The organism is Gardnerella sp. KA00243, from assembly GCF_049244105.1.
GTDB classification, from domain to species: domain Bacteria; phylum Actinomycetota; class Actinomycetes; order Actinomycetales; family Bifidobacteriaceae; genus Bifidobacterium; species Bifidobacterium leopoldii.
On the sequence record NZ_CP058375.1, the window covers coordinates 355,087 to 367,904 of the forward strand.

At 40.8% G+C, this 12,818-nt stretch carries 9 protein-coding genes; all 9 read left to right on the forward strand.

Annotation, left to right across the window (positions count from 1 at the left end):
• Positions 1-4 precede the first annotated feature (4 nt).
• The gene (gene pheT / locus HXT50_RS01400; protein WP_101886021.1) at positions 5-2,626 is read left to right on the forward strand and encodes a phenylalanine--tRNA ligase subunit beta; all 2,622 of its coding nucleotides are present in this window, start codon (positions 5-7) and stop codon (positions 2,624-2,626) included.
• Positions 2,627-2,883: 257 nt separating this feature from the next.
• Entirely contained in the window at positions 2,884-3,423 is a 540-nt protein-coding gene (locus tag HXT50_RS01405; protein ID WP_032842537.1) for an arginine repressor, read from the forward strand.
• 276 nt (positions 3,424-3,699) lie between these two features.
• On the forward strand, positions 3,700-4,914 hold the full coding sequence (locus tag HXT50_RS01410; RefSeq protein WP_004106825.1) for an argininosuccinate synthase: 1,215 nt from the start codon (positions 3,700-3,702) through the stop codon (positions 4,912-4,914).
• Between the two features lie 37 nt (positions 4,915-4,951).
• Positions 4,952-6,469 carry an argininosuccinate lyase gene (argH, locus tag HXT50_RS01415; protein ID WP_421776926.1) on the forward strand — a complete coding sequence of 506 codons (1,518 nt, stop codon included), beginning with the start codon at positions 4,952-4,954 and terminating at the stop codon, positions 6,467-6,469.
• A 165-nt stretch (positions 6,470-6,634) separates the two neighbouring features.
• Positions 6,635-7,954 (forward strand): tyrosine--tRNA ligase, encoded by a 1,320-nt coding sequence (tyrS, locus tag HXT50_RS01420; RefSeq protein WP_116442695.1) that lies wholly within the window; start codon positions 6,635-6,637, stop codon positions 7,952-7,954.
• A 153-nt stretch (positions 7,955-8,107) separates the two neighbouring features.
• On the forward strand, positions 8,108-9,730 hold the full coding sequence (locus tag HXT50_RS01425) for a hypothetical protein (protein ID WP_421776927.1): 1,623 nt from the start codon (positions 8,108-8,110) through the stop codon (positions 9,728-9,730).
• Between the two features lie 145 nt (positions 9,731-9,875).
• Positions 9,876-10,976: an HAD-IIA family hydrolase gene (locus tag HXT50_RS01430; protein ID WP_064340443.1), complete on the forward strand. Its 1,101-nt coding sequence runs from the start codon at positions 9,876-9,878 to the stop codon at positions 10,974-10,976.
• Positions 10,973-11,776 (forward strand): TlyA family RNA methyltransferase, encoded by an 804-nt coding sequence (locus HXT50_RS01435; protein ID WP_421776928.1) that lies wholly within the window; start codon positions 10,973-10,975, stop codon positions 11,774-11,776. The genes HXT50_RS01430 and HXT50_RS01435 overlap by 4 nt, the downstream gene beginning before the upstream one ends.
• A 104-nt stretch (positions 11,777-11,880) precedes the next feature.
• A complete protein-coding gene (locus HXT50_RS01440) occupies positions 11,881-12,804 on the forward strand; it encodes an NAD kinase (RefSeq protein WP_004119420.1) in 924 nt (307 codons plus the stop codon).
• The last annotated feature ends 14 nt before the right edge of the window (positions 12,805-12,818 follow it).

Consider the following 12,818-nt stretch of genomic DNA (forward strand, 5'->3'; position numbering starts at 1 on the left):
ACTCATGCCAATGGTAGATATTGACTGGCTTAAAGATCATGTTGAAGTGCCAGAAGGTTTAACATACGAACAGCTTGCTAAAGATTTAGTTCGTGTTGGTTTAGAGGAAGAAGAGATTCACACTTCTCAAGTTACCGGTCCAATTGTTGTCGGTTACGTAGTTGACGCAACTCCTGAACCGCAGAAAAATGGCAAAACTATTAATTGGTGCCATGTTGATGTTGGAGATAAATACAACGATGTTGACGAGAACGGCAAGAAAGTTCCTCGTGGCATTATTTGCGGTGCTCCTAATATGGCTGCTGGTGAAAAGGTTGTTGTAACTCTTCCTGGTGCTGTTCTGCCTGGAGATTTTAAGATTGAGCCGCGCAAGACTTACGGTCATATTTCTGACGGTATGTGTGCTTCAGAGCGTGAGCTTGGTTTGGGAGATAGCCACAATGGCATTATTTTGTTGCGTGAATATGGCTTTTCTAAGGCTGAATATGATGAGTTGAAGCCTGGCGATGATGTAATGGAGTTGTTGCATCTTAATAAGCCGATTTTGGAGATTAACATAACGCCTGATCGTGGTTATGCTTTCTCTTATCGTGGTGTTGCTCGCGAATATCATCATTCAACTGGTGCTGTTTATACGGATCCTGTTTCAAAGTTGAATGAGCAGGTATCGCAAATTAATGATGAAGGTCACAAGACTTCAGATATTGACGTGAGCATTGAAGATACTAATCCAATTCATGGTGTACCTGGTTGTGATCGATATTATGCGCGTGCTGTACATGGTTTTGACTCCACTTGTGCAAGCCCACGTTGGATGCAGCGTCGTTTAACGCGTGCAGGTATGCGCAGTATCTCTCTTGCCGTTGATATCACTAATTATGTCATGCTCGATTTGGGTCAACCTCTTCATGCTTATGATTTAGACAAAATTGAAGGTCCAATTGTAGTTCGTCGTGCACATGATGGCGAACATCTTACGACTTTGGATGGCAAAGATCATGAATTGCATGTTGAGGATTTAGTTATTTGCGATTCTCCTCATGGAAACCACGGTTCACGCGTGCTTGGCTTAGCAGGTGTTATGGGAGGCATGTACGGCGAAGTTACGAGTGAAACGAAAAATATTTTGATTGAGGCAGCTCACTTTGATCCCGTTTCAATTGCTCGCACTGCTAGACGACATAAGATTCCTTCTGAGGCTTCTCGTCGTTTTGAACGTGGCGTTGATACTCAATTGCAGCCAGCAGCTGCGCAAATGGCTGCGAATCTTTTGGAACAGTTTGGTGGAGCTAAGCCATCTACATCGCCGTGTGATGTTAATAATACTCAGTCGCGAAATGTGATTGTGTTTAAAGCTAATGAAGTGCAGCGAGTTGCTGGTTTGGAAGTTGATTTGAATCGCATTAGCGATATTCTTACCGATATTGGTTGCTCTGTTGCTGGTGGTGGCAATGGATCCTTCTCCGTTCTTCCTCCAACTTGGCGTCCTGATTTGAATGAGCCTTGCGATCTAGTAGAAGAAATCGCTCGACTTATTGGATATGATGAGATTCCTGTTAAGGTTCCTGCAGTTCCTGTTACTGGTCGAACCGGTTTAACCACGCAACAGCAAACTAGGCGAGCTATTGCTTATGAGTTAGCAGAAACTGGTTTTGTTGAATCTTTAAGTTATCCATTTGTTGGTGAAGAAGATATTAAGGCTTTCCGCCAAAATGTGGACGAAGTTGCTGAAGTAAGTGTTCGTATTGCTAATCCTTTGGCTGGAGACAGACCTTGGCTTCGTCGTTCTGTTTTGATGACTTTGGCTGGCACTGTTCGACGCAATCTTCATCGTGGTTTAACAGATATTTCCATGTATGAGCTTGGTCATGTGTACTTTAGCGATCCAAATGCTCCTGCAATTCCTGCATTACCTGGTTCTGTTAGACCTTCTAATGCTGAACTTGCTGCGCTGGATGCTGGATTACCGGAACAACCTTTGCATGTTGCTGCTTTGCTAACTGGTCATGCTGAAGAAACTGGTTGGCTTGGTACTCATAGAGATGTCGATTGGAGCGATGCTGTTGAAGCACTCCAGCGAGTTGGTAAGAGAATTGGTGTTAAGTTCATTCTCGAACAGTTTAAAGCTCAAGATGCTCCATCTTCTTGGCATCCTGGTCGTAGTGCTCAAGTTTGTGTTCTTGCTGAAGATGGTTCAAGCGTCAATCTCGGTATTGTTGGCGAATTGCATCCGCATGTTTGTGAAGCGCTAGATTTGCCTAAGCATTCTGCAGCATTCGAGCTTGATTTAACTGAATTGTTTAAGAATATGCTTATGAAGCCTGTTCAAGCTAAACCAATTTCGACTTTCCCTCCTGTAAAGCAAGATTTTGCTTTCACTGCACCAATTGAGTTGAAGGCGAATGAATTGCAGTCTGCTATTGAAAAGTCTGCTGGAGATTTGCTTGAATCTGTTGAGTTGTTCGATGTGTATGAGGGTGAGCAGCTTGGAGAAGGTTTGCGTTCTCTTGCTTATTCTGTAACGTTCCGAGCAAATGATAGAACACTTTCTGGCGAAGAGATGGAAGAAGTTCGTAAGAAGATTACGGATGCTGCTGAAGTCTTGCACGCAACTTTGCGAGTGTAAAATATAATATATTTTAATTAATGCGATTGTGCATACGTTCTAATAATAGTATGCATAATCGCATTTATTGCATTATTGACTCTTTTTTCTTTTTATGTAAAGTAACATTCATTTTTTAATGAGAATCTAGCGTTTTCATGCATAATAGATATGTGTGACGAAGAACACATAAATAATTTTTTATGCATGTAGATATGTATACACATATTCGTATATATTTAATTGAAAATATGTTTATGAAAGGTTTTGATAAAACTATGATGAATCCAGAAACGGATGCAGAATCAAATAACGAAGTGTCAATAAAACAGCAACGTCCTGCAACAAAAGCAGCGCGTTTAAACGCTATTGAACAAGCGTTACTGGCAGAAGTGATTACTTCTCAATCTCAACTCGCTAAAGTGTTGGCGCGTCATGGTTTTAATGTTACTCAAGCTACTTTGAGCCGAGATTTAGATGAGTTAAATGCCGTTAAAATTCGATTGACGGATGGCAGGATTGCGTATGTGCTTGGCGATGGTACTGGCAATCGTCATGCTATGGATACTGTGCGAATTGATCAGCAAGTTGCTCGCACTTTAGCAGGTCTTGTCACTGAAGTTGGGCATGCAAATAATATTGTTGTTATTCACACTCCATCCGGCGCTGCACAATACGTTGCAAGTGTTATAGATCGTCAGCCTTTGAAAGGTATTTTAGGATCAGTTGCTGGAGATGATACAGTTATTATGGTTTGCGTTTCAAATGAAGAAGCTGAAAATCGAGCAAATTGGATGCTTTCAGTAGCTTCTCGTTAAACAATTTATTAAGAAATATTGTGGCTATTTAAATAAATATTATATTAGAAAAATAAATTTGCAGTAACGAAAAGAATTTATACGCGTGCAGTGCATTGCTGAGCTGCGCGCGTTTTTATATGTATAACTATAATTGATATATTTTTTATATTTTATAATAACTCTTCAAAGATGATAAAAATATAATAATTTTTTAGCGCATCTGTTGATTTTATTTTATATGTATAATATGCTCTTTATTGTTTATTTATTCAATACATGACCTGGGAGGTCACTATGACTAATAAAAAACGTATTGTCTTGGCGTATTCAGGTGGCCTCGATACTTCTGTAGCAATTCCATACCTTAAAGAGCAAACAGGTCAAGACGTTGTAGCTGTGTCACTAAACGTTGGTCAGGGCGGTGAAGCGCTTGAAGTAATTAAAAATCGTGCTTTGGCTTGTGGTGCAGTTGAAGCATATGTTGTCGATGCTCGCGAAGAATTCGCAGATAACTATTGCATGCTTGCATTAAAAGCTAACGCAATGTATGAAGACGTGTATCCATTGGTTTCTGCTCTTTCTAGGCCTTTGATTACTCGACACTTAGTGAATGCAGCTCATCAATTTGATGCAGACACAATTGCGCACGGTTGCACAGGTAAAGGAAACGATCAGGTTCGTTTTGAAGTTGCAATCCAATCTTTGGATCCAGAATTAAAAGCTATTAGCCCAATTCGAGACTTGTCACTTACTCGTGATGTTGAAATAGAGTTCGCTAACGAGCATAAGCTTCCAATTGAACAGAGCAAGAAAAGCCCATATTCGATCGACCAAAACGTGTGGGGTCGTGCAATCGAAACTGGTTTCCTAGAAGATCCATGGAATGCTCCGACTGAAGAGTGCTACTCTTATACGCAAAATCCTCTTGAATCTCAAGAACCGGATGAAGTTACAATTACTTTTGAAAAAGGTATTCCAGTCGCAATTGACGGTCATAGCGTAACACCTTTGCAAGCAATTGAAGAAATGAATGCAAGAGCTGGAGCGCAAGGAATTGGACGAATCGATATTATTGAAGATCGTCTTGTAGGAATTAAATCTCGTGAATTGTACGAAGTTCCAGGTGCTCAAGCTTTAATTGTTGCACACCAAGAGCTTGAAAATTGCTGCCTGGAGCGTGAGCAGCACAGGCTAAAGCGTGCTCTTGATAAAAAGTGGGCTGAATTTGTCTATGATGGTCAGTGGTTCTCTCCAGTTGTGCGTTCTCTTAACGCATTTATTAATGAGACTCAAGAGCATGTTTCTGGAGAAATTCGAATGACTATGTATGCTGGCAAAGCTGTAGTTACAGGACGCCGTTCTGAGGAATCATTGTATGACTTTAATTTAGCAACATATGATTCTTCAGATACATTTGATCAGCGTGCTTCCAATGGATTCATTGAAATCTACGGATTGTCTAGCAAGGTTGCAGCAGCAAGAGATATGCGCGTTGCAAACAACAACTAATACGATATATATAAAAAAGATATAAAGGTAATAAACTATGCACGATGCAACAAAAGCAGCAGCCGCAGAACTAGAAAATAATGAAACTAATAATACTAATCACCCTATTGCATTGTGGGGTGGACGATTTAGTTCAGGTCCTTCAGCAGAGCTAGCGAAACTAAGCAAGTCCACACAATTTGATTGGCGATTAGCGGATGATGATATTGCTGGTTCTAGAGCTCATGCGCATGCGTTGCATCGTGCAGGTCTTCTTAACGAAAAAGAGTATGCTGATTTATCTTGTGCATTAGATGAATTGCAAAAGCATGTAGATGACGGAACTTTCGCACCCATTGAGGAAGATGAAGATGAAGCTACAGCGTTAGAGCGCGGTTTACTTGAAATTGCTGGAAATGAGCTTGGCGGAAAGCTTCGTGCAGGTCGCTCTAGAAATGATCAAATTGCAGCTTTAATACGTATGTTTTTGCGTAGGCATGCGCGCATTATTGCATCATTATTGTTGTCAGTTTGCCAAGCGTTGCTGAATCAATCAAAAAATGCAAAAGACGCGGTGATGCCGGGTCGCACTCATATGCAACATGCTCAACCAATTTTGCTTGCGCATCAGTTAATGGCACATGTTTGGCCGCTTTTACGAGATGTAAATCGCTTCATAGATTGGGATTTGCGTGCAGATGAAAGCCCTTATGGAGCAGGCGCTTTGGCAGGCAATACTCTTGGTCTTAATCCAGAAGAAGTAGCTAAAGAGCTTGGTTTTTCAAAAGTTTGCGCTAATTCTATAGACGCAACTGCAAGTAGAGACTTAGTTGCAGAATTTTCATTCATTGCAGCAATGGTTGGCGTTGATATATCACGATTAAGTGAAGAAATTATTATTTGGAATACTCAAGAATTTGCATTTGTTCGTTTAGATGACGCTTATTCAACTGGCTCATCGATTATGCCTCAAAAAAAGAATCCAGATATTGCGGAACTTGCTCGCGGAAAAGCTGGTAGATTAATAGGCGATTTAACTGGTTTAATGGCAACTCTTAAAGGTCTTCCTACTGCTTATGCTCGCGATTTGCAGGAAGATAAAGAAGCTGTTTTTGATCAAATTGACACTTTAGAAGTGCTGCTTCCAGCTTTTGCTGGAATGGTAGAAACTATGAAATTTGATCTAAATAGACTTTATGAACAGTCTTCTACTGGTTTCGCTCTTGCTACAGATATTGCAGAATGGCTTGTAAAAATGGGTGTTCCATTCCGTAATGCTCATACTTTGTCTGGTTTGTGTGTAAAGCGAGCTGAGGAAATTGGGGGAGATCTTGCTGATTTAAGCGATGATGATTTTTCAAATATTCTAAGCGGTTTTGTTGATAGCGAAGAAATTGCGAATATTAGAACAATATTGACTAGTGCTGGATCTGTGTCTGCCAGATGCGGTCGTGGCGGTACAGCCTTCGTGCGAGTTAAAGAGCAAATTGTAGAGGCTGAAAACGCAATGGATAATTATTATAAATTTGCAAATTCGAAAAGCGATGGTTCTGCTTATATTTCGTTTATAAAATAATTTTAAAATTAGATTATTAGCTGTAACGTTATAGTGCCAAGTATCGTACGTTATGATATTTGGCACTTTTTATTATGCGTGTCGTCATGTGCTGCAAAAATTGAAAGGCTTGTGGACGCGCAAAGCGCCCGATATTTATCGGTATTCTGTATTAAGGAGATACGAATGGCTCAGGTCAGGAACTACAAGGAAGCAGGTTTTGCTTCTTTGTTTGAAGAGCTTAAGTGGCGTGGATTAATTTCACAATCTACTGATGAGCAGCAACTTGCTCAAGCGCTTGACGGAGAACCATTAACGTATTATTGCGGTTACGATCCTACTGCTGCTTCATTGCATATTGGTAATCTTGTGCAGCTTATTAATATGCGCCACTTGCAGGCTGCAGGTCATCATCCTATTGCTTTAGTTGGTGGTGCCACTGGTTTGATTGGTGACCCTCGTCAAAGCGGAGAACGCACTCTTAATTCTAAAGATATTGTGGCTGGCTGGGCTGAACGTTTGCGTAAGCAGATTGGCAGAATTTTGCCTCTTGATGGTGAAAATCCTGTTCGTTTTGTTAGCAATTACGACTGGGTTTCTAAGATGTCTGCTATCGACTTCTTGCGTGATGTTGGTAAGAATTTCCGTGTTGGCACAATGCTTTCTAAGGATATTGTTGCTCGTCGCTTAAATTCCGATGAAGGTATTTCTTTTGCTGAGTTTAGCTATCAAGTTTTGCAAGGCAACGACTTCTTGTACTTGTTTGATAATTACAACGTAACCTTGCAACTTGGCGGTTCGGATCAGTGGGGTAATCTCACTTCCGGCATGGATTTGATTCGTAAGGTTCGTGGCGCATCCGTAAACGTGTTTACTAGCCCAATTATTACAGATAATCAAGGTCGTAAGTTTGGTAAGTCAGAAGGTAACGCCATGTGGCTTGATCCTTCTATGCTTAGCCCTTATCGCTTCTATCAGTTCTGGTTCAATCAGCCTGATGATGAAGTTGTTAAGTTGCTTAAGGTGTTCACTTTCTTGCCAAAAGATGAAATTGAGCGTTTAGCTCAGCAAATTCAGGATGATCCTGGAAGTCGTGAAGCTCAGCGCGTGCTTGCGTGGGAAGTTACAAGTTTCGTTCACGGTGAAGATTTAACGAGCCAGGCTATTGAAGCTTCTTCCGCTTTGTTTGGACGTGGCGATCTTTGCAATATTGATGAGCAGACTCTTGAAGCTGCTTTAGATGGCGTTAAGGTTAAGGCTGAAGACGGTAGTTTAGATTTCGCTAAGGCTAAAGTTGCAGATCGTGTTGTTGAGGCTGCAGTTGCCGCAGGTCTGTTCCGCACTGTTTCCGAAGCTCGTCGCGCTATTGAAGCAGGCGGTTTGTATCTAAATAATGAACGTGTAAGTGGTGTCGACGATGTGTTAAGTGAGGACTCTTTCTTGCACGGTCGTTTCGCTTTGCTTCGCCGAGGCAAGAAAGCTATCGGTGCCGTAGAGCGCGCTTAATAAATGTTTGTGATTTATTAAAAATACATCTGTTGTAAGCTTGCTGCTTGATGTATGCTATAGCTTGCTTACAGCAGATGTTTAGTTGTTTTATGAATATAATTAAAATGTGATTTTGTAATAAAATTGCACATAGATGAGAGGTATGCCAGAATGGGCGAAGAACGCGAACACTCGCGGAGTGGTAAGAAATCTTTTGGTGAACGTGGTGGATTTGGTCATCGCAATGGTAGTAAAAGTAGCGAGCGTCGCGGCGGTTTCCATAAAGATGGTTTCCATAAAGGCGGTTTTAAGAAGGGTGGTTTCCGCCGTAATGATGATGACCGTGAAGAGAGCTTCCGCTCTGGCGTAAAGCGTGATGGTGATCGTCGTTTTAACCGTCATGACGATCGTAAAGATGACCGTCGCGGTGGTTTTAAGAAGAATGGTTTTAAGAAGGATGGATTCCGCTCAGAGAATCGCGATGATGATCGTCGCTTTGATCGTAACCGTCATTTTGATCGTATAGATGATCGTCGCTCTAGAGATTTTGAACATTCTGGTGAAGAAGGTGGCAACCCACGCTACAAGAAGTTTGATGGTGAACATCGTTTTAACCATCGTGACGATCGCAGGGATAATCGTCGTGAGAACCATCGCAATGGCGATTTCCATAAAGATTTTCATAAAGGCTCTAAGGGTGGCTTCCGTGATGACCGCAGAGACGATCGTCGCGATGAGCGCAGAGATAATGAGCGTCGCTTTGATCGTCGTGACAATCGCAGAGATGACCGCAGAGATGACCGCAGAGATGACCGCAGAGATGACCGTCGCGCAAATTCGCGTAGTAACTTCCGCTTTGAAGATGGTCCACGCCGCAATTCTGACGGAACTGTTTCTTATCCATCTCAAAATCCTTATACAGCACGCCGCTCTGGTGAGCCTAAGATGCCAAAAGGTTTGGAATGGGCAATGCTTTCTAAAGAAGATCGCGAGCGTTTGCGCGGTCTTTCAAAGGAGCATGCTGAAAATATTGGTCTTCATATTCTTGCGGCCTATACTTTGCAAGAAGAAAATCCTGAACTTGCATTAGAACATGCAAAGTGGGCTGCTAAGCAAGCATCTCGTATTGATTTTGCTCGCGAAACTTTAGCTTTTGTGGCCTATCGTCAGGGCGATTACAAGCTTGCTTCTAAGGAATTCCGCACTGCAATGCGAATGAATGGTTACCTTGATTATTTGCCATTTATTGCCGATTGCGAGCGCGGTATGGGAAATCTAGATAAGGCTTTAGAAATTTGCATGTCAGATGAAGCAAAAACCTTAAGAGGAGAAGTAAAAGCCGAAATGTTCCTCGTTTATGCAGGCGTTTTGGCTGATAATGGTCATGCTGATAAGGCTATTGAATTGGTTCATGCAATGGGTCGTTCAAAGGGTCTTCCTGGGGAGTATCGTATGCGTGCAGTTCAAGCAGAACAATACTTCTTGGAAGAAGCCGGTCGTAGTGACGAAGCAATTGAATTAGAGTCTTTGCTTGATAAGCTTGAGCAACAGTATGCTGATGTTGATGACGAAGATATAAATCCTGATGATATTGTTATCGACTATGATTTAGAGCATTTGAATGATGACATGATGGATGAAATTGGCATGAGTGAAGATGATGCTCAATTTGCTCCTGATGAAGAATCTGAAGTAACTGAAGATTTAGAAGACTCAGAAGAGACAAGTAACTCTGAGAATGCGGATAATACGGATACTATCGAGATGAGTGCTGTTCACGCTGACGAAGAGTAGTTCGTAACATTTGAATATTTGCGCCCGGCTGCTTTTAAGTAAGCCGGGCACTTGCTGCTTTAAGAGTTGATATTTATAAAATAGGCTTAATAAAATTTGAATCTAAATTAAGTGCAGTGTTTAGCAAACTTAAATGAGGTATAGTATGCAAGTTGAAACGAAAAAGAATTTTTCTTCATGTAATCGTCCGTTAAGCGATGCATTTCGTCTAGCACTGCTTGATTTAGATGGTGTTGTATATCGTGGTGGAAATGCTGTTGAATATGCGTCTGATTCCATTTTGTTTGCGCAAAAAAATGGAATGGCAATTGAATACACAACTAATAATTCTTCGCGTTTCCAATCTGTTGTTGCAAAACAACTGGAAAGTTTTGGCTTAAAAGTAGAACCATGGCAGATTATAACGTCTTCTGTTGTTGCAGCAAGAATGGTAGCTCGCAATGTTGAGAAAGGATCTAAAGTTCTTGTTCTCGGCGCTGAACATTTGCGTCAAGAAGTGCAACGCGTAGGATTAGAGCTTGTAGATTCGTGCGAAGATAATCCTAAAGCTGTTATTCAAGGCTGGTATCCTCAAATGACTTGGCAAGAAATGGCGGAAGTTTCTTTCGCTGTTGAGCATGGTGCAAAATATTTCGTTACTAACCGCGACTTAACTATTCCAAGAGAGCATGGTATTGCTCCTGGATGCGGTTCCATGATTCAAGCTGTTATTAATGCTACGGGTGTGGAGCCTATTTCGTCTGCTGGAAAACCAGAATCTGCAATGTATGATGAAGCAAGGTTTTTGGTTGCTGCTAATGCTAAGCATGATGATTCTGAATGTGAAGAATACACTGAAAAAGACGAGTATGGGAATCCTGTAATTAGTATTGAGCATTCATTAGCAGTTGGAGATCGTTTAGATACTGATATTGAGGCTGGGACAAGAGGAGGCTATGCTTCTTTACTTGTTCTTACTGGAGTTACAGATCCTCGCATGCTTATGCTTGCACCAAAACATTTGCGTCCAAGTTTTGTTTCTAAAGACTTGCGAGGATTAAACGAATCTCATAATGCTCCTGAACGCGTTAACGGTACTACTTTTACTTGTGAAGATGCTATAGCAAGAGTTGTGAATAATAATATTATTGAAGTTAATAACACCAACGATTGCAATGCTTTGAGAGCTGCTTGTGCGCTGGCATGGAGTTTGCAAGATTGCGGTGAAAATATGGAAAATTATACTCTTCCGGAGTTTTCCTTATGACTGTAAATGAGGATTTAAGTAAACTTTCAAATAGCAATATTTCACAACGTTTAGATTGCGCTTTGGTTAAGCGTGGTTTAGCAGAAAGTAGGACAACTGCTCAGCGTTTAATTCGTGCTGGCGTAGTGAGTGTTGACAATCGAAATATTACAAAATCCTCATTTTTAGTAAACAATTCACATGCAATAACAATCGATGAATCAAAAAATACGCAATCTTGTATTAGATACGTTTCTCGCGGAGCGCTTAAGTTAGAAGGTGCTTTCGAAGCGTTTTCTAAAAATGGTTTAACTACTTCCAAATCAACTAAAGCTCTAGATATAGGTGCATCAACGGGCGGTTTTTGCGACGTTCTTTTGCAAAGAGGCGTTCATTCTGTAATAGCTTTAGATGTTGGTCATGGTCAATTGCATCCAAAAATAGCTAACAATTCACATGTAATTGAAATGAGCGGTGTAAATATTCGAAATGTGTACGAAGAAAACTTGCCATATAAGCCAAATCTTATAGTTTCTGACGTTTCTTTTATTTCTCTAACGCTTGTTATTCCAGTAATTTCTAGAATAGCTCAATTGCATGCAGATATTGTGCTTTTAGTTAAGCCGCAATTTGAAGTAGGAAAAGGAAACCTTGGAAAAGGTGGAATAGTAACTGACGAAACTTTAAAAATTAAAGCTTTAGAAACAATAAAAAGTTGTGCAAATCAAAACGGTCTAAAGGTTATCTCCTCTTGTGAATCTCCTATTGAAGGAACACATGGCAATACGGAGTATCTTCTTTATGCGCGTTACGAGAAATAAGAAATAAGAAATAAGTTAATCATTGAATGTTTAGCATTTTTCAATATGTATCCTAACAATTACAATAGTAGTAGTTGTGTTTAAACAGTACGAAGGGGCTGTATATGCAGGAACATTTCGATACTAATTCCGCTTCGGCGGCTCGTCGTGCTCTTGTAGTTACTCACGCTAGGATCGATGTTCACAGTGATGTGGTAAATCAAGTCAAGACTCAACTTATTAAAGCTGGATTCGTTGTTGACGTATTCAACAGTGCTTCTGTGTCTGATTTTGCTAAAAAAACTACTCGTATAGTTGACGAAAATACGGAAATAGTTGTGGTGCTTGGGGGAGATGGCACCATGCTTCAGGCTGCTGAGTTAGTGCATTGTACTACTGTTCCAATTATCGGCATAAATCTTGGTCATGTTGGTTTTTTGGCAGAATTCGAAAGTTTTCAAATTAATGATGCTATTCGTAGAATTGCAAACAAAGATTACACTATTGACAGGAGAATGGAAGCTCATGTAGATGTTTGGCTTCCTGGCGAAAGTAAGCCTTTAAGTGATTGGGCGTTGAACGATATAACTCTTGATCGCGAAGACAGAGGTCGAATGGTAGAACTTTCAATACGAGTAGACGATGTTGAAATGTCATCTTTTGGTTGCGATGGTGTAATAGTTTCAACTCCTACTGGTTCCACAGCTTACGCATTTTCAGCAGGTGGATCAATTATGTGGCCAAATGTAGAAGCATTGCAATTAGTGCCATTAGCTGCTCATGCTCTTTTTGCGCGTCCTCTAATTATTGGTGCCGGTTCTACTTTTACTATTGACATTCTTAATGAATCGTCTTCTGGAGGTTGGATTTGTTGCGACGGTAGAAGACAGCGTGCGCTCCCTCAGGGATCAAGGATTCAAGTTCGTCAATCAAAAGATGAGCTATTATTAGCTAGACTTTCTGGCGCTCCTTTTACGAAGCGTTTAGTTACAAAATTTGATTTGCCAATAGTTGGATGGCGTGAGCACAATAATAATTCTTTAAAATGAATTATTTAAGTAGA

Coding starts and splice junctions, on each gene's coding strand:
- argH (WP_421776926.1), top strand. CDS start 4,952: ATGCACGATGCAACAAAAGCAGCAGCCGCAGAACTAGAAAATAATGAA.
- tyrS (WP_116442695.1), top strand. CDS start 6,635: ATGGCTCAGGTCAGGAACTACAAGGAAGCAGGTTTTGCTTCTTTGTTT.
- pheT (WP_101886021.1), top strand. CDS start 5: ATGCCAATGGTAGATATTGACTGGCTTAAAGATCATGTTGAAGTGCCA.
- HXT50_RS01435 (WP_421776928.1), top strand. CDS start 10,973: ATGACTGTAAATGAGGATTTAAGTAAACTTTCAAATAGCAATATTTCA.
- HXT50_RS01425 (WP_421776927.1), top strand. CDS start 8,108: ATGGGCGAAGAACGCGAACACTCGCGGAGTGGTAAGAAATCTTTTGGT.
- HXT50_RS01405 (WP_032842537.1), top strand. CDS start 2,884: ATGATGAATCCAGAAACGGATGCAGAATCAAATAACGAAGTGTCAATA.
- HXT50_RS01440 (WP_004119420.1), top strand. CDS start 11,881: ATGCAGGAACATTTCGATACTAATTCCGCTTCGGCGGCTCGTCGTGCT.
- HXT50_RS01410 (WP_004106825.1), top strand. CDS start 3,700: ATGACTAATAAAAAACGTATTGTCTTGGCGTATTCAGGTGGCCTCGAT.
- HXT50_RS01430 (WP_064340443.1), top strand. CDS start 9,876: ATGCAAGTTGAAACGAAAAAGAATTTTTCTTCATGTAATCGTCCGTTA.